25 protein-coding genes are annotated in these 22,512 nt (G+C 66.6%); 15 read left to right on the forward strand and 10 right to left on the reverse strand.

The window, feature by feature from the left end; genetic code table 11:
* Nucleotides 1-38: 38 nt before the first annotated feature.
* The 3 genes from AC3QL3_RS07205 (at nt 39) to AC3QL3_RS07215 (ending at nt 2,500) form a co-directional block, all read left to right on the forward strand.
* Nucleotides 39-803, forward strand: coding sequence for an NAD kinase (locus tag AC3QL3_RS07205; protein WP_492897698.1), 765 nt, complete (start codon nt 39-41; stop codon nt 801-803).
* An 11-nt stretch (nt 804-814) separates the two neighbouring features.
* Nucleotides 815-1,858, forward strand: a complete 1,044-nt coding sequence (locus AC3QL3_RS07210; RefSeq protein ID WP_492897699.1) for an aminopeptidase — start codon at nt 815-817, stop codon at nt 1,856-1,858.
* A gap of 96 nt (nt 1,859-1,954) precedes the next feature.
* Entirely contained in the window at nt 1,955-2,500 is a 546-nt protein-coding gene (locus AC3QL3_RS07215) for a hypothetical protein (RefSeq protein ID WP_492897700.1), read from the forward strand.
* Nucleotides 2,501-2,619: 119 nt separating this feature from the next.
* Here AC3QL3_RS07215 and AC3QL3_RS07220 read toward each other — a convergent pair whose 3' ends face one another.
* Nucleotides 2,620-3,699 carry a phospholipase A gene (locus tag AC3QL3_RS07220; protein ID WP_492897701.1) on the reverse strand — a complete coding sequence of 360 codons (1,080 nt, stop codon included), beginning with the start codon at nt 3,697-3,699 and terminating at the stop codon, nt 2,620-2,622.
* Between the two features lie 87 nt (nt 3,700-3,786).
* Nucleotides 3,787-4,104 carry an EF-hand domain-containing protein gene (locus tag AC3QL3_RS07225; protein ID WP_492897702.1) on the reverse strand — a complete coding sequence of 106 codons (318 nt, stop codon included), beginning with the start codon at nt 4,102-4,104 and terminating at the stop codon, nt 3,787-3,789.
* Nucleotides 4,105-4,283: 179 nt separating this feature from the next.
* On the opposite strand from AC3QL3_RS07225, the gene AC3QL3_RS07230 reads away from it, so the two are divergent.
* The 3 genes from AC3QL3_RS07230 (at nt 4,284) to AC3QL3_RS07240 (ending at nt 6,401) form a co-directional block, all read left to right on the forward strand.
* Nucleotides 4,284-4,760 carry a DUF2127 domain-containing protein gene (locus AC3QL3_RS07230; protein ID WP_492898890.1) on the forward strand — a complete coding sequence of 159 codons (477 nt, stop codon included), beginning with the start codon at nt 4,284-4,286 and terminating at the stop codon, nt 4,758-4,760.
* Nucleotides 4,761-4,873: 113 nt separating this feature from the next.
* The gene (locus AC3QL3_RS07235) at nt 4,874-5,890 is read left to right on the forward strand and encodes a DUF4124 domain-containing protein (RefSeq protein ID WP_492897703.1); all 1,017 of its coding nucleotides are present in this window, start codon (nt 4,874-4,876) and stop codon (nt 5,888-5,890) included.
* Between the two features lie 301 nt (nt 5,891-6,191).
* The gene (locus tag AC3QL3_RS07240) at nt 6,192-6,401 is read left to right on the forward strand and encodes a cold-shock protein (protein ID WP_492897704.1); all 210 of its coding nucleotides are present in this window, start codon (nt 6,192-6,194) and stop codon (nt 6,399-6,401) included.
* Nucleotides 6,402-6,493: 92 nt separating this feature from the next.
* On the opposite strand, the gene AC3QL3_RS07245 is transcribed toward AC3QL3_RS07240, so the two are convergent.
* On the reverse strand, nt 6,494-7,438 hold the full coding sequence (locus tag AC3QL3_RS07245) for an MBL fold metallo-hydrolase (RefSeq protein ID WP_492897705.1): 945 nt from the start codon (nt 7,436-7,438) through the stop codon (nt 6,494-6,496).
* 77 nt (nt 7,439-7,515) lie between these two features.
* Here AC3QL3_RS07245 and AC3QL3_RS07250 point away from each other — a divergent pair, with 77 nt between their 5' ends.
* From AC3QL3_RS07250 to AC3QL3_RS07270, 5 genes are all read left to right on the forward strand, one after another.
* Nucleotides 7,516-8,391, forward strand: a complete 876-nt coding sequence (locus AC3QL3_RS07250) for a pirin family protein (protein WP_492897706.1) — start codon at nt 7,516-7,518, stop codon at nt 8,389-8,391.
* Between the two features lie 3 nt (nt 8,392-8,394).
* Complete coding sequence (locus AC3QL3_RS07255) at nt 8,395-8,697, forward strand: Mpo1-like protein (protein WP_492897707.1); 303 nt, start codon at nt 8,395-8,397, stop codon at nt 8,695-8,697.
* A gap of 10 nt (nt 8,698-8,707) precedes the next feature.
* Nucleotides 8,708-9,868 carry an acyltransferase family protein gene (locus AC3QL3_RS07260; protein WP_492897708.1) on the forward strand — a complete coding sequence of 387 codons (1,161 nt, stop codon included), beginning with the start codon at nt 8,708-8,710 and terminating at the stop codon, nt 9,866-9,868.
* Between the two features lie 166 nt (nt 9,869-10,034).
* Nucleotides 10,035-10,397 (forward strand): YciI family protein, encoded by a 363-nt coding sequence (locus tag AC3QL3_RS07265; RefSeq protein WP_492897709.1) that lies wholly within the window; start codon nt 10,035-10,037, stop codon nt 10,395-10,397.
* A gap of 82 nt (nt 10,398-10,479) precedes the next feature.
* Entirely contained in the window at nt 10,480-11,763 is a 1,284-nt protein-coding gene (locus AC3QL3_RS07270) for an RNA polymerase sigma factor (RefSeq protein ID WP_492897710.1), read from the forward strand.
* Between the two features lie 35 nt (nt 11,764-11,798).
* Here AC3QL3_RS07270 and AC3QL3_RS07275 read toward each other — a convergent pair whose 3' ends face one another.
* Entirely contained in the window at nt 11,799-13,259 is a 1,461-nt protein-coding gene (locus AC3QL3_RS07275) for a DHA2 family efflux MFS transporter permease subunit (protein WP_492897711.1), read from the reverse strand.
* A 172-nt stretch (nt 13,260-13,431) separates the two neighbouring features.
* Between AC3QL3_RS07275 and AC3QL3_RS07280 the strand changes: the two genes are divergently transcribed.
* Together AC3QL3_RS07280 and AC3QL3_RS07285 are read left to right on the forward strand one after the other, a co-directional pair.
* Complete coding sequence (locus AC3QL3_RS07280; protein ID WP_492897712.1) at nt 13,432-14,409, forward strand: ABC transporter ATP-binding protein; 978 nt, start codon at nt 13,432-13,434, stop codon at nt 14,407-14,409.
* Entirely contained in the window at nt 14,406-15,167 is a 762-nt protein-coding gene (locus tag AC3QL3_RS07285) for an ABC transporter permease (protein ID WP_492897713.1), read from the forward strand. The genes AC3QL3_RS07280 and AC3QL3_RS07285 overlap by 4 nt, the downstream gene beginning before the upstream one ends.
* Before the next feature lie 146 nt (nt 15,168-15,313).
* On the opposite strand, the gene AC3QL3_RS07290 is transcribed toward AC3QL3_RS07285, so the two are convergent.
* The 6 genes from AC3QL3_RS07290 to AC3QL3_RS07315 all read right to left on the reverse strand — a co-directional run bounded on the left by AC3QL3_RS07290 (nt 15,314) and on the right by AC3QL3_RS07315 (nt 21,126).
* Nucleotides 15,314-16,867, reverse strand: a complete 1,554-nt coding sequence (locus tag AC3QL3_RS07290; protein WP_492897714.1) for a DHA2 family efflux MFS transporter permease subunit — start codon at nt 16,865-16,867, stop codon at nt 15,314-15,316.
* Between the two features lie 12 nt (nt 16,868-16,879).
* Entirely contained in the window at nt 16,880-18,073 is a 1,194-nt protein-coding gene (locus AC3QL3_RS07295; protein ID WP_492897715.1) for an HlyD family secretion protein, read from the reverse strand.
* A gap of 10 nt (nt 18,074-18,083) precedes the next feature.
* On the reverse strand, nt 18,084-19,562 hold the full coding sequence (locus tag AC3QL3_RS07300; RefSeq protein WP_492897716.1) for an efflux transporter outer membrane subunit: 1,479 nt from the start codon (nt 19,560-19,562) through the stop codon (nt 18,084-18,086).
* Nucleotides 19,563-19,653: 91 nt separating this feature from the next.
* Nucleotides 19,654-20,046 (reverse strand): hypothetical protein, encoded by a 393-nt coding sequence (locus AC3QL3_RS07305; RefSeq protein WP_492897717.1) that lies wholly within the window; start codon nt 20,044-20,046, stop codon nt 19,654-19,656.
* A 2-nt stretch (nt 20,047-20,048) separates the two neighbouring features.
* A complete protein-coding gene (locus AC3QL3_RS07310) occupies nt 20,049-20,252 on the reverse strand; it encodes a DUF6116 family protein (protein WP_492897718.1) in 204 nt (67 codons plus the stop codon).
* Nucleotides 20,253-20,304: 52 nt separating this feature from the next.
* Nucleotides 20,305-21,126 (reverse strand): SDR family NAD(P)-dependent oxidoreductase, encoded by an 822-nt coding sequence (locus AC3QL3_RS07315; RefSeq protein ID WP_492897719.1) that lies wholly within the window; start codon nt 21,124-21,126, stop codon nt 20,305-20,307.
* Between the two features lie 124 nt (nt 21,127-21,250).
* Between AC3QL3_RS07315 and tpiA the strand changes: the two genes are divergently transcribed.
* Together tpiA and secG are read left to right on the forward strand one after the other, a co-directional pair.
* Complete coding sequence (gene tpiA / locus AC3QL3_RS07320; RefSeq protein ID WP_492897720.1) at nt 21,251-22,000, forward strand: triose-phosphate isomerase; 750 nt, start codon at nt 21,251-21,253, stop codon at nt 21,998-22,000.
* Nucleotides 22,001-22,014: 14 nt separating this feature from the next.
* Nucleotides 22,015-22,512, forward strand: a complete 498-nt coding sequence (gene secG, locus AC3QL3_RS07325) for a preprotein translocase subunit SecG (protein WP_492897721.1) — start codon at nt 22,015-22,017, stop codon at nt 22,510-22,512.

Consider the following 22,512-nt stretch of genomic DNA (forward strand, 5'->3'; position numbering starts at 1 on the left):
TGCGAAGCTTCGCGTACTTCCGCTGATCCAGCCGCGCCATGTCCCGACGCATCGCGTTCGTCGCCAGCCCGACCGAGGAAGCGCAAACCGCGCTGGCCACACTGTCGGCGCGTTATGGCGATGCGCCGCTGGATCAGGCCGAAGTGATCGTCGCGCTCGGCGGTGACGGCTTCATGCTGCGGACCTTGCACCGGCATCGCGCGCGCGGCCTGCCGGTGTACGGCATGAAGCTCGGCACCGTAGGGTTCTTGATGAACCAGCACCTCCCGGACGAACTGCCCGAGCGTATCGCTCGCGCGCAGGCGACCGTATTGCGTCCGCTGTTGATGGAGGCAGTCACCGAATCGGGCAGCAACGCATCGGCGCTGGCGTTCAACGAGGTTTCGCTGCTGCGTCAGACCAAGCAGGCGGCGCACGTGCGCGTCGCGCTGAACGGTGTGGTCAAACTGCAAGAGCTGATCTGCGACGGCGTGCTGGTGGCGACGCCGGCCGGTTCCACCGCCTACAACCTGTCCGCGCACGGACCGATCCTGCCGTTCGGCTCGCAGCTCCTGGCGATGACCCCGATCAGTCCGTTTCGGCCGCGGCGCTGGCGCGGCGCGATCCTGCCGGCGCACAGCGAGATCACGATCGAGATCCTCGACCCGTACAAGCGCCCGGTCAGCGCCACTGCCGATTCGAACGAGGTGCGCGACGTGGTCGAAGTGCGCATCCGCGAGTCGCGCGAGCAGACCATGACCCTGCTGTTCGATCCGGAGCACGGATTGGAAGAGCGCATTCTCGACGAGCAGTTCGAACTCTGACGCGCGCTTCGATGTTGCTGCGTGCATTGGCGATCGTCGGCGTGCTGCTCGTGACCAGCGCCTGCACCAGCCTGCGCTACTACGCGCACGTCTCGCACGGCCAGCTCGCCCTGCTGGCCAAGCGCGAGTCGATCGAGCGCATCGTGGCCGACCCCAAGCGCGACGCGACCTTGCGCCAGCGCTTGGCGCAGGCGCAGGCGGCGCGCGCGTTCGCTGCGGAGCGGCTCGATCTGCCGCGCAACCGCAGTTATTCAAGCTACGTCGAGCTCGGTCGTCCGTACGTGACCTGGAATGTGTTCGCGACGCCGGAATTCTCGATCGAGCCGGTCACGCATTGCTTTCCGTTCGCCGGCTGCGTCGCCTACCGCGGTTACTTCGAGCGCGGGCTGGCTGAAGGGGAGGCGGCGCGGTTGGCCGGGCAGGGCGACGACGTCGCGGTCGAGGGCGCCGCCGCGTATTCGACCTTGGGTTGGTTCGCCGATCCGATCCTGTCGAGCATGCTGCGCTGGAGCGGCGACGAACTCGACGGCACGATTTTTCACGAGCTCGCGCATCAGAAACTCTACGTGCGTGACGACACCGCGTTCAACGAGTCGTATGCGAGCTTCGTGCAGGAACAGGGCCTGCGCGAATGGCGCGCTGCCCGCAACCTGCCCGCGCCCGACGAGAGCGGACAGGCGCGCGACGACGCCTTCACGCGCCTGGTGCTCGATCTGCGCGAACGGCTGAAGACGCTGTACGCCGGCGAGCAGGCACCGGCGACGATGCGCGCGGCCAAGCAAGCCGAATTCACCGCATTCCGCCAGCGCTACGCGCAGTTGCGCGACAGCCAGTGGAACGGCAGCCCGCGTTACGACAAGTGGGTTGCGGCGCCGCTGAACAATGCGAAGTTGCTGCCGTTCGGTTTGTACGAGCGCTGGGTGCCGGCGTTCGAGCGGCTGTTTCGCGAGGCGGGCGGGGCGTGGCCGGCATTCCATGCGCGGGTGAAGGCGCTGGCCGCATCGTCCAAAACCGAACGCGACGCCGAACTGGCGCGGCTGGCTCCCGCTTCCTGAACGGGCGTTCCGGCACGCGCTTGATCGTTTCAGGTCAGTACCTATTTATCGATGTGGGCGTAAGGTAGTCGCCTGGAAGTTGCGGAGGGTTGCGCCATGAAACGGTTCGGTAAGGCGGGTTTTCTGAAAGCGGTCGCGCTGCTGGTGTTGCTGTTGGGACTGGCTGGCTGTTACTACGAGCCGGGCTACTACACCCGCGGCGACGCCTACTACGGCACCGAGTACTACAGCGACGGCTACTACGGCGATTACTACGGGCCGGGTTACTACGGCTATGGGCCCGGCTATTACGGCTCCGTGGGGCTTGGCCTGTATTACGACAACGACTACTACTGGCGTCACCGCCACGATCACGGCCACGGCTGGAACGGCGATCGCACCAGCCGCAGCGGGCGCTGGGCCTCGCCGGTCGACGGCGACCGCGGTCGCGGCGCATCGGCGCCGCCGCGCGGAGTGGCTTCTTATCCGTCGCGCAGCCCCGGTGCCTCGATGCCGTCGCGCGGTGGCATGTCGTCGTTCCCCTCGCGCAGTTCGGGCGGCTCGTCGGCCCCTACACGCAGCATGGGCGCCTCGTCCGGCCCGCGCTCTTCGGGGTCGTCCCGCGGCGGGTCGAGTCGAAGTTCGGGACAGAGCGTGCGCTGAGTCATCGCGCTACGCCGTTTGAGCAATCGGCCCGCTTCGGCGGGCCGATTTCGTTTGTGGGGAGTTCTCCCGATCGCGGCGATCCGATCGGATGCGCGATACGCGTCCTCAGCAACGCGTCAATACCATTCGAGCAGGGACACGCCGAGACCGAAGTACCAGGCGCGGTGGTTGTAGTCGATCAGGCTCTGGCCGTAGCCGTCGAACAGTTGCAGGTGGCCGCGCAGCTCGCCGGAGATCGGAAACGCCCAGTCGAACTGCAGCGCACCGCGCGAACGGTCGCCGCCGCGCAAAGTGTGGCGCGCCATCAGCGAGAACTCGTGGCCATTCCATTCGTGCACGAGCTGCAGGTCGGCACGGCCGACGTAGTCGCTGATGTCGGGGTTGTCGTCGTCGCCGTCGTGCACGCGCCACCACGGTCGCAGCATCAAGGTCCAACCGTCGCGCTCGAAACCGAGGTTGAGCATCACGCGGTTCCAGCTGCGCGACAGCGGCTGGCTTTGCCCGTTCGACTGATGATTGACGGTCACGCCGAGCAGGCGCCCGTTCCAGCCGAACACGTCGTAGTTGGTGCGGAACATGAGCATCAACTCGGGCTCGTAGTTGGTCTCGCTGAACGGACGCGATTCCTTTTCGTTGTAGATCTGCCAGTGCGAAACCTGCGTGTAGCCGGTCCACAGATCGCCGTTGTCGCCGAACACGTTCTCCCACAACTTGGTCTTCAGGCTGAGCTGATAGAGCGCTTCGATCGCCTGCAGATCGCGCGAAGCGGTGACCGTGCGCCCCGGCGCTGGGCTCGACGGCCTCTGATTGGTGTCGCTGGTGTAGAACACCGGCAGCAGATAGACCGGCTTGTAGGCGCGGATGTGGAACTCACCCTTCTTGCTCGCCTCGTCGAGTTCCCAGCGGCTGTCGAGCAGCGAAGCGACCAGGGCGTGCTCTTCGGTGCCCGCCGCTGCGCGCTCATGCGGGAAAACCACGTTGCGCATCGCTTCCGCCGCGCGTGCCGGCGCCGCCGGCGCGGCCGGGCGTTTCAGTGCGAGGTCGTAGCAGCGCAGGCGTACCGCATCGTCGTTGATCCCGATGCAGCGCGCGGCGTCCTGTTCCGTGCCGGCCTGCACGCAGGTTGCGCCGAGCGCCAGCCACACGCTCGCGCCGATGCATCGCAAACGGAATTGGCGATGATCGTTGATCGGCATGCGTACACCTCGGTTGCGGGACTGGTGCCCCGCAGGTTCGCATACGCACGCGACCGAATGAAACCTTGCCCGATCCGCCGCGGTCGCTCAGCGACTACGCGCCCAGCGGTCGTACTCGGCCTTGGAAACGCGGCCGTCGCGATTGGCGTCGGCATGAATGAAGTCGTTCGCCAGCGGCGGATAGGCGGCCGCTTCCTCGCCGCTGATGTAGCCGGCGCCGCGACGGTCCAGTTGCGCGAACGCGGGCGGCGCACCGAAGTTGCGTGGCTCGGCCGGGCCGGTGTGCACGACCAATTCGCCTTGCGCGTTGCGGATCGTCGTGGTGTTCGAGTCGGCAGTGGACTGCGCCATCGCCGCGGCGCAGGACAGCAATAGTGAAATCGGGAAAAGTATGCGCGAATTCATGGGGTTACCTGCTCGTCTATGGGTGTTCGGCGACGGTGTCTGGCGCGCGCGGAAGTCGGCCTCGAGCGCTCGGAACGTCGTCCGGCCGATCCTATTCCAGCCAAGCTGAAGCGTTCTTGCAGCGGCGAATGCCTGCGCACGGTATCGTGCGGGATTGTTATCGAGAGACCTGCGTGCAGATGGCGAATCCGCAGACGAGCGCCCCGCGCCCCGCGTCGCTGCTGAAGTTGATCGCGGCGTTCAAGCTATTCAAGGCGCTGATTGCCGGGCTTCTGGCCGTGCTCGCATTCCACCTGCTGCAACCCGACTTCGCCGCGGCCGTCGGCGCGTGGCTCGAGTCGCTGCACTGGTTGACACGTTACGGTCTGGTCGTGCGCCTGATCGATCAAGTGCTCGGTCTCGATCCGCATCGCTTCCGCTTGTTCGGTTTGGTCGCGACCGCCTACTGCGTGCTCTATCTGGTGCAGGGAGTCGGCTTGTGGCGCGGCCGCCGCTGGGCCGAGTATCTGGTCGTGGTCGAGGGGGCCTTGCTGCTTCCGCTCGAACTGTGGGAGCTGTGGCATCGCTTCAGCGCGTTCAAACTCGGCGTGCTGCTGGCCAACCTCGCGATCGTCGCCTATCTGCTGCAGGTACTGCGCAGGTCGCGCACGCGATGACGACGCGTTTCCTTTCTCGCGGGTTGATGGTCGCGCTGACTGCGCTGGCCGGCTGTGGGCGCGACCTGCCGCCTGCGGCCGTCACACCGCCCACGCCTGGCGTCGCAGCTCCCGTGAACGCAGCGCCCGCGACGACGACGCAAGTACCGCCGCCCGAAGCGATCGTCGAGCAATTGACGGCGATCGCCCGCGCGATCGAAGTGCGGCCACCGCTCACAGCCGCTTGCCTGGCGAACTCTTCACCGCAGAAGGCACCCAGTTCACAGTCCGTGCACCGTTGGGTCGATGCGGCCGGCATCACGCACTATTCGGACCAGGCGCCGCCACGCGATGCACGCGAGCATCGTGTGATCGACGTGCGTAAGCAGGAACCGATCAGCGTGCAGGCATCCGGCTACGACGCGAACCTGCCGGTCGAACTGCAGCGGCGCGCGGTCGCCGATGCGCTCGGCGTGCAGCGCGTGTTGCGCGACGCGCTCGGTGTGTTGCCGCCGTCCGACATCTCGCTGCGCATTGTCTTCGTCGACGACGGCGCGACCTATGCGAGATTGATCGGCAATCCCGCGCTGGCCAGTTCGGCCGGCGCTTATTCGACCGCGCAACGCACGATCTTCGTACGCCGGCAAGCGCAGGAAGAGGCCAGTTTCGCCGTGTTGCGGCACGAGATCACGCACGCCCTGGTGCATGAGTCGATCGGCAGTCTGCCCACCGCGATCAACGAAGGCTTGGCCGAATACTTCGGCCGTTATCGCGTCGCCGGTCTCGGCGGGCAGGTCGACGTCGGCGCCGGCCGCGACATGATCGCCGCTGCCGCTGCGGAAGGCGACGGCGGCGATGCCTTGGTCGATCTGCTCGCGCGCGAGGGCGATGGTTTCTACGCGCTCGATGCCGGCGCCGCAGCGCGCGAGCGTCGTTATCTGCGCGCTTACTCGTTGATCGCGGTGCTGATGCGCGATGCGCCCGGCCGCACGGCCTTGAGCGAGCTATTGACGCGGCAGCGCGCCGATCCGTGTCGCGCGGTGGCCGCCGAACAGATTCTCGACCAGCGCTATCCCGGCGGCTTGGCTGCATTGGCCTCGGCCTGGGCCGTATTCATGCGCAATCCGCCGACGGATATCCGCGCCTATTAATCGCGTTTGCGCGGCGACGGAAATCGCAAATAGGCGAGAAGACTTCCGCGGCGCGGTTATTGGCGTCGAGCGAGCGCGATTTTGTGATCGAGTTCCCATAATCGAACGACGCCTACCTCCAAAACCCCGCCTCGGGTAGACTCGATTCGCTGTGTTTGCAGGGTCGCTCGCGCGTGCGGCCGGTGCAGCGTCGATCGACGATCCGCTTCATCGTTTGGCCGTGAAAACCTGCATGCTCAGTGTTCGGCATGCCCTGAGTGGGGAAGGGTGATTTCAATCTGGTCAATCAGCGGAGAGTTTCATGTCGGATCGTCAAACGGGTACTGTGAAGTGGTTCAACGAAAGCAAGGGTTTCGGTTTCATCAGCCGTGACAACGGCCCGGATGTGTTCGTGCATTTCCGCGCCATCAGCGGCACCGGTTTCCGCACCTTGCAGGAAGGTCAGAAAGTTTCGTTTCGCGTCGTGCAAGGTCAGAAAGGTTTGCAGGCCGAGGACGTGGCGGCGGCCTGAGCGGCGTTCGTTTCGTTTGAGAAAGCCGCGGCTGGCCCGCGGCTTTTTTTATATTTTTACGTTATTGCATGCAATTGCATGCGGGGCCGTTCCTAGGTGGAATGGCTGCGCTGCAACCAGATCAGCATGCCTTTTGCGTTCAGTTCGGCGTCGATCGCGAGCAGGCGTCGCGTTTCCTGTTGCGATACCGGTGCGTCGATACGGCGGACTTCGGCGTAGAACAAATCGTGCAATGCCTCGGTCAATGCTTCGACGGTATCCGCGCGATCGGCGTAGCGGCGGGCTAATTCGACCTGGGCATCGATAAGGCGCAACAAAGTTCGTGCGCGGGTTTCGACGTCTTCGATGCGCGAGTAGTGCGTCAGCAGCATGGCACGCGGCCGGCGTTCGAGCATGCGCGAGATCGTCGCCTTCATCGCCTCCGGCTCGAACTGCACCGGGCTGGTGGTGGGGAAGATCAAGGGTTCGCTGCCGCCGTCGAAGTCGCGGTAGCTGATGCCGAAGCAGTCGCCGGTGAACCAACTCGCCGCGGCCGCGTCGTACAAGGTCACGTGGTGGCGCGCGTGGCCCGGACTGTCGATGAAATGCAGGATGCGACCGGCCAGATCCACGTCTTCGCCGTCGGCGAGCGCGCGAATGCGTTCGGCCGGCACCGGCACCAAGTCGCCGTAGGTGCGCGCGACCACCTCGACACCGTAGACCTGCTCGGCGCTGGCTTGCAGCGCGGAAGGATCGAGCAGGTGACGCACGCCGCGCGCGTGTGCGAGCACTTGCGCACGCGGGAGCTCACGCAACAGGGCGCCGATACCGCCGGCGTGATCGAGATGGACGTGGCTGGCGATCAGGTAGCGCACCGCGTCGCGTGCGACCCCGCGCGCGTCGAGCGCGGCGAGGATGCGCGGCACGCTGTAGTTGGTGCCGGCGTCGAAGATCGCCGCGCTGCCGTTCGCCTCGATCAAGTAGCAGGCGCCGAACTGCGGCCGTTCCAGGCCGATGTCGACGACGGTGATGCCGTCGCCGAGATACTGGTGGTGCATGCCGTGCCTCGTGATGACGAACGCGCGACGCGGATGATGGCATCATGGCGCTTTCCGGCCCAATACCGAACGAACGCATGTCCGCCGAAACCGCCTTGTCGATCGAACCGCGCCTGCACGACCTCGGCGACGGCTTCAACGTGCGGCGGCTGTTGCCGTTCCGCCTGCGCCGTCACGTCGGGCCATTCGTGTTCTTCGACCATATGGGTCCGGCCGCGTTGGCGCCCGGGCGCGGGCTCGACGTGCGTCCGCATCCGCATATCGGTCTGGCCACGGTGACGTATCTGTACGAGGGCGCGATCGCACATCGCGACAGCCTCGGCAGCGAACAGGTGATCCGCCCGGGCGACGTGAACTGGATGACCGCCGGCCGCGGCATCGTGCATTCCGAGCGCACGCCGGCGCCCGAGCGCGCCGCCGGGCATCGCGTGCACGGCATCCAGACCTGGGTCGCGCTGCCGCGCGAGCACGAGGAAGTCGAGCCGGGATTCTTCCATCATCCGGCCGCAAGCTTGCCGCAGATCGAGCGCGACGGCGTGCGCCTGCGCGTGATCGCCGGTTCCGCGTTCGGACTGGAATCGCCGGTGCGCGTGTACGCACCGACCTTGTATGTGGACCTGCATTTCCTGCGCGACGCCGTGTTCGTGTTGCCGCCCGAGCATGTCGAGCGTGCGGTCTACCTGGTCGAAGGCACGGCACGCGTAGGCGATGAGCCGCTGCCGGCTACGCACATGCGCGTGCTCGCTGCAGGCGGCGAGGTCGAGATCGCCGCTGCCGCCGGCACGCGCGTGATGCTCTGCGGCGGCGCGCCGCTCGACGGTGAGCGTACGATTTGGTGGAACTTCGTTTCGTCCAGCAAGGAACGCATCGAGCGCGCGAAGGCCGACTGGCTCGCGCAGCGTCTGGGTCAGGTGCCGGGCGAAACGGAGTTCATTCCGCTGCCGGAGCATTGAGCCATGTCCGAATTCGCCAGTTTCCGCGATTTCTATCCGTACTACCTCGGCGAGCACACCAATCGGGTCTGCCGCCGCCTGCACTTCGTCGGCAGTTGCGTGGTGCTGCTGGTGCTGGCGTTCGCAGTGCTGACCCGCGATGCGTGGTGGCTGTTGCTGGCGCCGGTTGCCGGTTACGGTTTCGCCTGGTTCGGGCACTTCGTGTTCGAGAAGAACCGGCCGGCCACGTTCAAGCATCCGCTGTACAGCCTGGCCGGCGACTGGGTGATGTTCTGGGACGTCCTGCGCGGCCGCGTTTCGATCTGACGGACGTTGCATGACCGCGCAAGACCTAGCCGCCGCGCGCGGATCGCCTGACGCGCGCCTGCGTTACGTCGACGCGCTGCGCGCCATCGCGGCCTTACTGGTTTTGTGGCTGCACGTGGCCGACAGCTTCGTGCATTTGAACGGCGCGGTCGCGCTGCGCGGCGCCTGGCTGCAGGATTTCGCCTCGAGTGTCGATGTCGGCCGCGTCGGCGTGGTCGCGTTTTTCCTGATCAGCGGTTTCGTGATCCCGTTCAGCATACGGCCGACGCAGCCGGCGCCGATTCGCAGCTTTCTGATCAAGCGCTTCTTCCGTGTGTTCCCGGCGTACTGGTTGTCGATCCCGTTCGGCGCCGCGACCGGCTGGTGGTTGTGGGGACGCGAATTCGGCGCGGCGGATTTTCTGGTCAACCTGACCTTGCTGCAGGATGTGTTCGGCATGCGTTCGGCGGAAGGGCTGTATTGGACCTTGCTGGTCGAGCTGGTGTTCTATGCCTTGTGCATCGCGCTGCTGCTGACGCGCAGTCTGCAGCGGCCGCGCCGTCTGCTCGTGCTCGCCTGCGTGTTGGGAGCGGTGCATACGGCGGCGATGATCGCACGCTGGTTCGGCACGCCGCTGATGGGTTCGACCGCGGCGTTCTGGTTTCTCAATCTGTCGATCATGCTGTGCGGCACGCTGTATCGGCAGCTCGTGTTCGAGCCGGATGCTGCGAGCGATCGTCTCGCACACGGTGGTACCTTGCTGCTGCTCGGCTATTACCTGATCGTGCTGCCGTTGGCGGCGATATGGGCGATCGGCGTCGAGCGCAACGCATTGGTCGCCTACGCGCTCGGCCTGCTCTTGTTCATCGTCGGCACGCGCTACCTGCGCATCCAGACGCGTCTGACCGATCGGCTCGGTGCGATCAGCTATTCGATCTACCTGTTCCATCCGGTGGTGTTCATGTCGCTGCTGTGGTGGCTGGCGCGTCAACCGCTCGGATCGTGGTGGCGTACGCAGCACCTCGGCGTCTACCTGATCGTCAATCTGCTGCTGACGGTTGCGATCGCGGCGCTCGTCTACCGTTGGGTCGAGCAGCCGTGCATCCGGCTCGGTCATCGCCTCGCGCGCGGCCTGCAACGGCACCGCGAAGGATTTCCCGTGGCCGAGCAGGCATTGCCGCCGCAGGGCTGAGCGTCGGCCGCAGCGAAAAGTTTTCGAGCGCAGCGCCGGGCTTGTCGATTTCCTCGTTCCTCGTTCGTCGTACCTGCAAGAGCATGGCTCTCGATGCGCGTCCGCCAGGACCGCTCGACGCGCTGCGCTCGAATATGCCGGTCCCAGCGAACACGAGGAAACTCCGATGAAATACTTCAGCATCTACACGCCCGACCCGAAGACCAATCCGCCCAGACCGCCGAGCGCCGAGCAGAAAGAAGAAATGGACCGCTTCGTCGCCACGGCGATCGAGCGCGGCGAGTTCCTCGGTGGCGGCGGCTTCCTCTCGCTGCAGCGGCACGGCGCGGTGGTGCGCCGCAGCGACGGCGTCAGTCGCGTCATCGACGGGCCGTACGCCGAAGCGCGCGAAATCGTCGGCGGTTTCGCGATGGCGCAGTACGACTCGCGCGAGGCGGCGATCGAAGCTTCCAAACGCTTCATGGAGGTGGCCGGCGACGGCGAATGCGTGACCTACGCGATCTCGGAAGATCCCGACGACTGCGGCTGACTCCGCGACGCCGACGCAGTTCCCCAATGCCGGCAAGAAGGACTCTTGCCGGCCGGCAGCGATGATGGTCTGATCCGTCGCCATGACGGCGACCGACATCCGCAAAACGATCGAAGCGGTTTGGCATATGGAATCGGCCAAGCTGATCGCCGTGCTGGCGCGCATGCTGCACGACGTCGGCCTCGCCGAAGAGCTGGCGCAGGACGCCCTGGTCACCGCGCTCGAACAGTGGCCCGAGCGCGGCGTGCCAGACAACCCGGGCGCATGGCTGATGGCCACCGCCAAGCACCGCGCGATCGACCGCCTGCGGCGGCAGCAGCTCTTGCAGCGCAAGCACGAAGAACTCGGCTACGAGATCGAAATCGGCCAGGACACGGTACAGGGCGCGGGATCGGACGTGAGCATCGAAGCGGCCATCGATGACGACATCGGCGACGATTTGTTGCGCCTGGTGTTCGTCGCCTGCCATCCGGTGCTGTCGTCGGAGGCGCGCGTCGCCTTGACCCTGCGCCTGCTCGGCGGCCTCACCACCGACGAGATCGCGCGCGCCTTCCTGTTGCCCGAGCCGACCATCGCCCAACGCATCGTGCGCGCCAAGCGCACCTTGTCCGACAAGCAGGTGCCGTTCGAGGTGCCGCGCGGCGACGAACTCGCCGAGCGGCTGTCGTCGGTGCTCGAAGTGATCTACCTGATCTTCAACGAAGGCTACGCGGCGACCGCCGGCGACGACTGGACGCGTCCAGCCTTATGCGAAGACGCGTTGCGCCTCGGCCGCGTATTGGCCGAGCTGATGCCGGACCAGGCCGAAGTGCACGGCTTGGTCGCGCTGATGGAAATCCAGGCTTCGCGCCTGCGCGCACGCGTAGGTCCAGGCGGCGAACCGATCCTGTTGCTCAAGCAGAACCGCGGCGCCTGGGATCGGCTGCTGATTCGTCGCGGTTTGGCCGCGCTCGAGCGCGCCGACAGACTCGGCGGTTCGCTCGGCCCGTACACGCTGCAGGCGGCGATCGCCGCCTGCCATGCGCGCGCGCCCACGGCCGACGCCACCGACTGGCCGCGCATCGCCGCGCTCTACGCGCAGCTCGCCGAGTTGATGCCGACGCCGGTGGTCGAACTCAACCGCGCCGTCGCGGTGTCGATGGCGTTCGGCGCGCAAGCCGCGCTCGCAATCGTCGATGCGCTCGGCGCCGAGCCGACTCTGGCCAACTACCACCTGTTGCCCAGCGTGCGCGGCGATCTGCTCGAGAAGCTCGATCGTCGCGACGAGGCGCGCGCCGAGTTCGAGCGCGCCGCCGCGCTCGCGCGCAATGTGCGCGAGCGCGATCTGCTGCTGCAGCGTGCGGCGGCGTGTCAGCGAGTCGCCTGACGCCGACTACCGAAATTCGCGAGTTCCGCTGTGGATTACGACGCGGTGGATTCGGCCACCGCGGCGGCCGGTATCTGCGCACGCAGAAACACCGCGCCGATCAACGCCGCCAGCGCGGCGAAGCACGCACCGACCAGAAACGCCTCGCGATAGCCGCTGTTCAACGCGACCAGCGCATCGGCGCCGGCGGCTGTCAGCGCGCTGCTGCGCGAGGCGGCTAGGCTGGCGAGCACGGCGAGGCCGAGCGCGCCGCCCATCATGAACGAGGTGTTGACGATGCCAGAGGCGAGGCCGGAGTCGCTCGGCGCGACGTCGTTCATCGCGGCGAGCAGCACCGGATTGAACGCGATGCCGGCGCCGAGGCCGAGCAGCAGCATGGCCGGCAGGATGTCGATCAGGAAGTTTCCCTGCACCGGTGCGCGCGCGAACAGCGCGAGGCCGATCGTCGCCAGCACCAGTCCGCTTGCCAACGGCAGGCGGATACCGAAGCGCATGACCAGCTTGGCCGAGAGGCCGAGCGAAAACACCGCCATGATCAGATTGGCCGGCAGGAAGGCGAAACCGACCTGGCTCGGCGTGTAGCCGAGCACCAGCTGCATGTACAGCGCGGACAGGAAGAACCAGGCGAACATCGCCGCCGCCCACAGCACGCCGATGACGTTCGCGGCAGCGAGATTGCGCAGGCGGAAGAGACCAAGTGGCATCAGCGGCGCGCTCACGCGCGACTCGATGGTGAGGAACAACACGAGCAGGGCGACGGCACCGCCGAGCTGGAGCAGGGTACGCGTGGAGGTCCAGCCGACCTCGTTGCCGTTGACCACGGCGTAGACCGCCAGCATCAGCGCGGCCGTCACCGACACCGCGCCGGCGACATCGAGGCGCACCGCTTGTGCGATACCGCGCACGGCCGGCAGCAGCTTGAGCGAAAGCGCGATCACGGCGACGCCGATCGGCAGGTTGATCAGGAAGATCGAATGCCAACCGAGCGAGCCGGTCAGCACGCCGCCGAGCATCGCGCCGATGCTGCCGCCGCCGGCGCAGACGAAGCCGTACACGCCCATCGCCTTGGCGCGGTCGGCCGGTTCGGTGAAGAGATCCATGATCAAGGACAGCGCGACCGCGGTGACCACGGCGCCGCCGAGGCCCTGCACTGCGCGTGCGGCAATCAGCAAGCCCTGCGTCGTCGCCATGCCGCAGAGCAGGGAGGCGAGGGTGAACACCGCGGTGCCGATCAGAAACACGCGCCGGTGCCCGTACAGATCACCGAGTCGTCCGCCGAGCAGCAAGAAGCCGCCGTAGGTCAGCATGTAGGCGTTCACGACCCAGGCCAGCGAGGTATCGTTGAACTTGAGATCGGCCTTGATCGAGGGCAGGGCGACGTTCACGACGGTGGTGTCGAGCACGATCATCAGCACACCCAAGCAAAGAACGCCGAGCGCGAACCAGCGCTGGCGGCCGTGGGAGTCGTGGGGGGTATCGGGGCTTGGATGAGGCATGAGGTTCTCGTCGGATGGGCAGTAGCAGGTTGAACGAACGGCGGGGTCGGGAATCGACACCTAGGGTGCCGAAACTCGTCGCACGGCATGCGATTGAAGTCGCGCCGGGTTGCACCATGTCTACAATCGCAAAATTATAACGGCCGCATTCCCCGTTCCGAAGGAAGACTGCATGCGAAGCGTGACCGAGCCGGTAGCGACCGGCGCGAGCGAACCGATCGTCCAGGTCTCAGGTCTCGGCAAGACCTACGCCGGCGGCTTCCAGGCGCTGAAGAACATCGATCTGAGCATCCGGCGCGGCGAGATTTTCGCCCTGCTCGGGCCGAACGGAGCCGGCAAGACCACTCTGATCAGCATCATCTGCGGCATCGTCAACCCGAGCGTCGGTACGGTGCTCGCCGACGGCCACGACATCGTGCGCGACTACCGCGCGGCGCGCGCGAAGATCGGCCTGGTGCCGCAGGAGCTGCACACCGACGCGTTCGAGAGCGTGTGGGCGACCTTGCGCTTCAGCCGCGGCCTGTTCGGCAAGCCGCCCGATCCTGCGCATCTGAAGAAGGTGCTGCGCGAGCTTTCTCTGTGGGAGAAGAAGGACAGCAAGATCATGTCGCTCTCGGGCGGCATGAAGCGGCGCGTCCTGATCGCCAAGGCGCTCGCGCACGAACCGAAGATTCTGTTTCTCGACGAACCCACCGCCGGCGTCGACGTCGAACTGCGCCACGACATGTGGCAGATGGTGCGGCGCCTGCGCGACGACGGCGTCACCATCATCCTGACCACGCACTACATCGAGGAAGCCGAGGAAATGGCCGACCGCATCGGCGTGATCCGGCGCGGCGAGCTGATCGTGGTCGAGGACAAGCACGTCTTGATGCGCAAGCTCGGCAAGAAGCAGCTGAGCTTGACCCTGCAGAGCCCGCTGGCGCAGATCCCGAGCGAACTGGCCGCGCTGCCGCTGGAGCTGTCCGAGGGCGGCGCCAACCTGGTCTACACCTTCGATGCGCAAAGCGAGGAAACCGGCATCGCCGAACTGTTGCGGCGCCTGGGCGAACACGGCATCGCGTTCAAGGATCTGCATTCGAGCGAGAGTTCGCTGGAGGACATTTTCGTCGGACTGTTGCACTCGGGCGCTGCGGAGGAGAAGGCATGAACATTCACGCGATCCGCGCGATCTACCGTTTCGAGATGGCGCGCACTTTCCGCACTCTGACGCAGTCGATCGCCTCGCCGGTGCTGTCGACCTCGCTCTACTTCGTCGTGTTCGGTGCTGCGATCGGCTCGCGCATGGGCGCCATCGACGGCGTCAGCTACGGCGCCTTCATCATTCCCGGCCTGATCATGCTGTCGCTCTTGAACGAGAGCATCTCCAACGCTTCTTTCGGTATCTACCTGCCGAAATGGTCGGGCACGATCTACGAACTGCTGTCGGCGCCGGTGTCGTATCTGGAGGCGCTGATCGGCTACGTCGGCGCCGCGGCGACCAAGTCGGTGATGCTTGGTGTCCTGATCTTGATCACGGCGCGCCTGTTCGTGCCGTACCACATCGAGCATCCGCTCTGGATGCTCGGTTTCCTGCTGCTGACGGCGGTCACCTTCAGCCTGTTCGGTTTCATCATCGGCATCTGGGCCGACGACTTCCAGAAGCTGCAGGTGATCCCGCTGATGGTGGTCACGCCGCTGACCTTTCTCGGCGGCGCGTTCTACTCGATCGGCATGCTGCCGCCGGTGTGGCAGAAAATCGCGCTGTTCAATCCGGTGGTGTATCTGATCAGCGGCTTCCGCTGGAGCTTCTTCGGTCAGGCCGACGTCAATGTCGGTGTCAGCCTCGCGGCGACGCTCGGTTTCCTGGCGTTGTGCCTCGCGATCGTGTGGTGGATCTTCCGCACCGGCTACAAGCTGAAGTCCTGATCGGCTAGCCGGACTGCGGCATCGCTTTGCCAGTCTCCCGCTTGCGAGAGCGGGCTGGGCGAGGCAAGCGGAGCGCAACACTGCGATCCCCTCATCCGAAGCGCTGCGCGCTTTGACCTCTCCCGCTCGCGGGGGAGGTGATGGACTCAGTGACCGCCGGGCCCCGCGGCGACATTGCCGAACGGCGGCTTGGCCAGCCACACGACCGGGATCATCGCCAGGAACAGGAAGGTGCAGAGCAGGAACACGTCGTTGACCGCGAGCGTCAACGCCTGCCGCGTGACGATGCCTTCGATAATCGCCCAGCTGCGCTGCACCGGGCCGCCGAGCATCGAGAGTCCGTCGAGATAGCCGGTCGTCGCCGCGCTGGCGCCGTTCAGATGCTCGGCCAGCACGGCGTGGTGGTAGTCGCCGCGGTGCTGCCAGATCGTCACCGTGACCGCGGTCGAAATGCTCGCCGCCAGCGTGCGGCAGAAATTCGCCAGGCCCGAGGCGGAGGCGATCTCGTGCGGCTTCAGGCCGGACAGGAAGATCTGGTTCAGCGGAATGAAGAAGCACGGAATCGCCATGCCCATGATGAAGCGCGGCCAGACCAATTGCTCGAACGAGGCGTTGTCCGGAAAAATCGCGAACCAGTACGAGGTGATCGCGAACACGACGAAGGCGAAGGTGACGACCGAGCGCAATTCCAGCCGCTGGATGTTGCGTCCGATCACCGGCGACAGCAGGAAGGCGAGGATGCCGACCGGCGCGGTCGCCAATCCCGCCCACGACGCGGTGTAGTTCAGCACTGTCTGCAGCCACAGCGGGTAGACCACGTTGATGCCGAAGAAGCCGAGCATGCCGAACGACATCGCGGCGACGCCGACGGCGAAGTTGCGTTTGCGGAACAGGCTGAGGTCGACCACCGGGTGCTTGTCGGTCAGCTCCCAGGCGACGAAGAAGGTCAGGCAGACCACGGCGATGATGCCGAGCGTGGTGATGAAGGTCGAGGAGAACCAGTCCTTGTCGTTGCCGTTGTCGAGCATGAATTGCAGGCAGCCGACGCCGACCACCAAGAGAATCAGTCCGATCGCATCGATCGGCGCCTTCACGATCGTCGTTTCGCGATGGCGCAGCACGGCCCAGGTCACGATCACGGCGAGGATGCCGACCGGCACGTTGATGTAGAAGATCCACGGCCAGGAGTAGTTGTCGGTCAGATAGCCGCCGAGGATCGGGCCGAAGATCGGCGCCACCACCACCGTCATCGCCCACAGCGCGAGGGCGAGTCCCTTGCGTTCGTTCGGGTACGCATTCAGCAAGAGGCTCAACGACAGCGCCACCATCGGGCCGGAACCGGCGCCTTGCAGCAGGCGCGCGACCACCAGCATCGGCATGCTGGTGGCGAGGCCGCACAGCATCGACATGGCGACGAACAGAAAGGCCGAGACGCAGAAGCTGCGCACTTCGCCGAAACGGCGCGCGATCCAACCCGACAAGGGCTGCATGATCGCGCTGGCGAGCGAGTACGAACTGATCGCCCAGGTGCCTTCCTGCGGGCTCACGCCGAGGCTGCCGGCGATGTGCGGCACCGACACGTTGACGATGGTGATGTCGAGCACTTCCATGAACGTCGCGAAGGCGACGGCGATGGTCAACAGCACCAGCGGCGCGCCCTGCAGCGGCGGCGGTGCCGGTTTTCCCTGTTCGGCGGCCACGCGGGCGGTTCCTCAGCGAGCGGTCGGCAGGTTCGCGGCGACGATCGTGTCCGCCTCGGCTTCGGCTTTGGCCAGGTCACGCTCGTAGACGGTGGTTTGCGCGACCGGCGTGGTGGTCGGCGTCGCCGCCAGCACCTTGCCGGAGCGATCGTGCGTATCGACCGTCACCGCGGTCGACAGACCGATGCGCAGCGGATGCTGCTCGAGCTGCTTTTCTTCCAGCGCGATGCGCACCGGCACGCGCTGCACCACCTTGATCCAGTTGCCCGACGCGTTCTGCGGCGGCAGCAGGGCGAAGGCCGAGCCGCTGCCGGCACCGAGGCCGACGACCTTGCCGTGATACTCGATGCCGCCGCCGTACACGTCGCTCTCGATCTTGGCCGGCTGGCCGATGCGGATGTGCTGCAACTGGCTTTCCTTGAAGTTCGCATCGACCCATAAATCGTGCAGCGGAATGATCGTCAGCAACGCCTGGCCCGGCTGGATGCGCGCACCGACCTGCACGCTGCGCTGCGCGACGTAGCCGCCGATCGGCGCCACGATCGCGTTGCGCTCGTTGGCGATCCAGGCTTCGCGGAACTCGGCTTTGGCCTGCAGCACCGACGCGTTCTCGGCGATTTCGGTGCCGTCGACCAGAGCGTGCGAAGCGGCGGCCTGGCGCGTGGCCAAGTCGAGTGCGGCTTTGGCGGTGTCGACCGCCTCGCGTGCATGCGCCACTTCCTCCGGTGCGATCGCCTTGTCGGCGAGCAAAGGCTGGCGGCGCTTGAGATCCGCTTCGGCGCGGCTGAGATCGAGCTTGCGCGCGACGATCGCGGCGTCGTACTGACCGGCCATTTCGGTCTGCTGGCGCACTTGGCGCACGGCGTTCGCCAGCGCGCTCTTCGCTTTGGCGAGGTTGACCTGGGTATCGGTCGGATCGAGCTTGATCAAGGCCTGGCCGGTTTCGACCCGCTGCGTGTCGTCGACCAGCACGGCGACGACGGTGCCCGGCTGCTGCGCCGAGACCGCCACCTGGTTGCCGGCGACGTAGGCGTCGTCGGTCACTTCGCGCAGCGAAAATACGAACAGATACAGCAGATACCAGCCGATGCCGGCGGCGATGAAGACCAGCGCGATGATCGTCAGGATCAGGCGGCGCTTGCCTTTGCCCTTGCCGTTGTCGGCATCGGCGGCCCCGGCGGAGTGGTCGGTGTTGGAGTCGCTCATCGGAACGTGCTCACTGAAGGGAATTGGGAGAGTCGGTCGACGCGGCGGCCGTGCCGGCCTCATCGGCGGGAACCGAGCCTGCTTCGCGCAGGCGATAGCCGCCGCCGAGCGCCTTGGTCAGCGCGATCTCGGCGGCGATCGCGTCGGCCGCCAAGGTCGCCGCGGCATCGCGCTGTTGCAGCACTTCGGCTTCCGCGGCGAGCAGGCTGCGGTCGTCGGCGAGGCCGCGTCGCGCACGCGCATCGGCGGTGCGCTTGAGATCTTCGCTCGCCGCGATCTGGCGCTCGCGCTCGCGTTGCCGCGCATCGATCTGCTTCAAGCTCAGCGCCTGCGTGGCGACATCGCGCGCGGCGTCGACGACGCTGGCGTCGTACGCGGCGGCGGCGGCTTTGAGCTGCGCCTGCGAGGCGCCGTATTGCGCCTTCAGGCGGCTCAGTGCGAACAGCGGCAGATGCAGGGCGGGACCGACGCCGAATACGCGGCTGTCGGCATTGGCGAGCTTGTCCAGATCGATCGAGGAGAGGCCGGCCATCGCGCCGAGGCTGACATCCGGATAGAACTCGGCACGCGCCTGATCGACGCGCCGCAACGCGGCCTCGACGCGCCAGCGATTGGCGGCGATGTCGGGCCGACGCGCGAGCAGATCGAGGCCGACGTCGTCGGGCAGCGCGGCGTCGACCGTCGGCAGCGGCTTGGCCGCCAGCGTCGGCAGCTCGGCCGGTGCGACGCCGAGCAGGGCGGCGAGCGCGGCGAGACGAATCGGTGCCGCTCCGGCATAGGCGGCTTCGACTTCGCGCACGCTGGCGAGCCGTGCCGCCGCTTGATGCACCAGGTCGGGCGGATCGATGCCGCGCGCGGCGCGCTTTTCGGTCAAGCGCAGGCTGCGTTCGAGCGCTGCCACCGATTCGCGCGCCAACGCCAGCCGCTTCTGATCGGCCTGCCAGCCGAAGTAGGTGTCGGCGACCGCGGTGGTCAGCATCAGCGCGGCCGCGCTGCGTTCGGCTTCGGCGGCGCGCGCCTCGTCGACCGCGGCGGCGACGGCGGCGCGCGTCTTGCCCCAGAAATCGAAGTCGTACTGGAACTGCAGGCTGAGATCGCCTTGGTTGTACCAGGTGAAGCCGAGAAACTGGCTAGGAATCAGACCGTTCTCGCTCATGCGCAGGCGCTGCACCTGCGCGTTCGCCTGCACCGACGCGCCGCCGGCGGCGCGCGCGATGTCGATCGAGCGCAGGGCGGTGCCGAAGCGCCGGCGCGCTTCGTCCAGGGTCGGCGCCTTGGTCAGGGCTTTGCTTTCGAGCGCATCGAGCTGCTCGTCGCGGTAGCGCTTCCACCATTCGGTTTCCGGCCAGGCACCGTTCTGCGCGACGCCGACGCCGGCCAGCGGCGCTTCCTGGCGCAGCGCCGGGCGATCCGGCTTGGGGGGAATCGAACAGCTCGCCAAAGCGAGCACAGCAGCGACAGCGGCGAGGCGGGTGGCGACGCGGGTCATCGACAAACTCGGAAGGTGGGCGCGGCTGCGCTCCATAAATATACTAATCAGTTCTGTAATCGCCGGCAACGGGCCATGCGGCCGCGTCTGTTCAGCGGTAATCGCGATGGCAGGCGTCACAGGCCTGCGCCACCGCGCCGAGCGCGGCGCTCTGGCTTGCGCACTCGATGTCGGGGTCCCAAGCGTCGATGGCCTTGCGCAGCTCCTGCGCGTATTGGCCGAGCACGCGATCGGTGGCGCCGGGCTCGATCAAGGCAAGCTCGAGGTCGCCGGCGAGCACGATCAGATGCACTTTTGCCTCCTGCATCGCCGCATCGGTGCACTGGCCCGGCCGCGCCGATTTGCGTGCCTCCGCCAGTTCGTGCTGCATCACGGTCATGATCGCGCGCGGCCAGGCATTGCGCCGCTGCAACGAGCTGGCGGCGGTGAGGGCGAGTATCGCGCCGAGCAGGGCGCCGCCGATGAGACAAAGCAGGTAGCGCATGCTCAGCCCGGCCTCAGCGGCCGCTTGCGCCGGCGCAGATTGGTCAGCAGCAGGGTCGCGAGACCGAGCAGGATTTCGTCGACGAACGGGATGAAGTCGGGAATCACCAGGTCGAGCACGAACAGACCGGCGGTGAGGGCGGCCAGGCGCGGGAAACGCAGGCCCTCGGCCCAGCGCAGCAAGGGGCCCGTAAGCGGATTGGGCATCGGATACTCCGGCAATTTGCGCAGTTACGATGAGGTCAGTGCGACAGCCGCGTCAACGCGGCGATGGCCCCGCTTCGTCGGCGACGCGGAAATCCTTGCCGCGGCGATCGATCAGACGCAAAGCGAGACGGTCGGGCAAGAGTTTGAAGAAGCGCTTGATGGTGCGATTGACGCCGCCGCTGACGTGCACGGCGTCGCCGCGTTCAAGCGCCGCGAGCGCTTCGCGCACCACCGGTTCGGCTTCCATCCACAGCCATTTCGGCATGTCCTTGACCAGCGCGCGCGCGCCGTTGACGTCGTGGAACTCCGAATAGGTGAAGCCCGGGCAGAGCGCGCAGACCTTGACGCCGTGCGCACGGTTCTCCAACGACAGCGCTTGCGAGAACTTGATCAGATAGGCCTTCGAGGCGGCGTACAGCGTGTGGCCGGCCGGCGCCGGCAGCAGGCCGGCGAGCGAAGCGACGTTGACGATGCGACCGCCGCCGCGAGCTCGCATGCCCGGCAGCAGGCGGTGACACAACTCGGTCGGCGCCGTCATCATGACCTGGATGAAGGCGGCATGCGTGGCCCAGTCGCGCGCCAGAAACGTACCGGTGACGCCGTAGCCGGCGTTGTTGACCAGCATCTCGACGGCGAGGCCGCGTCGAGCGATCTCCTCGCACAGCTGCTCGGGCGCCTGCGGATCGGCCAGATCCGCAGGCAGGCACTGCACGTCGACGCCGTGTTGCTGACGCAGCTCGGCCGCCAGCGCGTCGAGGCGGTCGGTGCGGCGCGCGGTCAGAATCAGAGCCTGGCCGCGTGCGGCCAGCTCGCGCGCGAAAGCGCTGCCGATGCCGGCCGAGGCGCCGGTGACCAGTGCGTGAGCCCCATTCATCGGCCGCGATCTCCCGTAGTAGTGGGGCGCAGCCTAACGCAACGCGAGCGCACGGTAAGTGTGTCGGTTGTCGACTCGATGGTCGCTGGCTATCCTGCGCGCCTTCGCAAGGCTCGGGATGCTCATGCGCCGTTCTCTGGTTGCCGGAAACTGGAAGATGCACGGTTCGCGCGCAAGCGCGCTCGAACTGGTCGGCGCGATCGCGGCGGCGCTGCCGCCGCACGTCGAGATCGCCGTGCTGCCGCCGTTTCCGTACCTCGACGGCCTGGTCGTATTGCACGGCGCCAGCGCCATCGCGTTCGGTGCGCAGGATCTGAGCGCGCACACGCAGGGCGCCTACACCGGCGAGGTCGCCGGCGCGATGCTCAAGGACATCGGTTGCCGCTACGTGCTGGTCGGCCATTCCGAGCGCCGCCAGTACCACGCCGAATCGGATGATCTGGTGGCAGCGAAATTCGTCGCCGCGCAGACCGCCGGCTTGGTGCCGATCCTTTGCGTCGGCGAAACGCTCGCCGAGCGCGAAGGCGGCACCACGGAAGCGGTGATCGCGCGCCAGCTCGATGCGGTGGTCGCGCGTGCCGGCATCGCCGCGTTCGCGCAGGCGGTGGTCGCTTACGAACCGGTGTGGGCGATCGGCACCGGTCTGACCGCCTCGCCGGAGCAGGCGCAGGCGGTGCATGCGTTCATCCGTGACAAATTCGTTCGCCTCGATGCTACAATCGCAAACTCGCTGCGGCTTTTATATGGCGGCAGCGTCAAACCCGCCAATGCGGCCGAATTGTTCGGCCAACCCGATGTGGATGGCGGATTGATCGGCGGGGCTTCGCTGGTGGCGTCGGATTTCATCGCCATCGGTCAGGCCGCGCGAAGGTAAAGAGCTTCCAGCTTATGTTGTCCATCGTTGCAAACATCTTCTATGTGCTGATCGCGATCGCCATGATCGTCCTGATCCTTTTGCAGCGCGGCGCTGGCGCCGCGGCGGGATCGGGCTTCGGTGGCGGCGCGTCGGCGACCGTTTTCGGTGCGCGCGGCTCGGCGAACTTCTTGTCGCGCAGCACGGCGGTCCTGGCCGGTTTGTTCTTCCTGCTCAGCCTCGGCATGGGCATTTACGCGAGCCGCGTCGGGGTACAAGCCCCTGTCGCAGCGGACGATCTGGGCCTGATGTCCGGTGTCGCCACCGAGGCGAAACCGGCTCCGGCGGCACCTGCCCCGGCAGCACCTTCGTCCAATGGCGAAGTGCCGCAGGCGGTGCCCGCAGCTTCTCCCGAGAAGCCGCAGCCGACGCCCGCTCAAGCCGCCGACAAACCCGCGGCGACCGGCGACAAGCCGGCCGCCAGCACGCCGGCGAAAGATGCGCCGAAGGCTGGGGGGAAGGACGGAAAGTAA

The organism is Dokdonella sp. GW821-FHT11D02 (assembly GCF_058808595.1).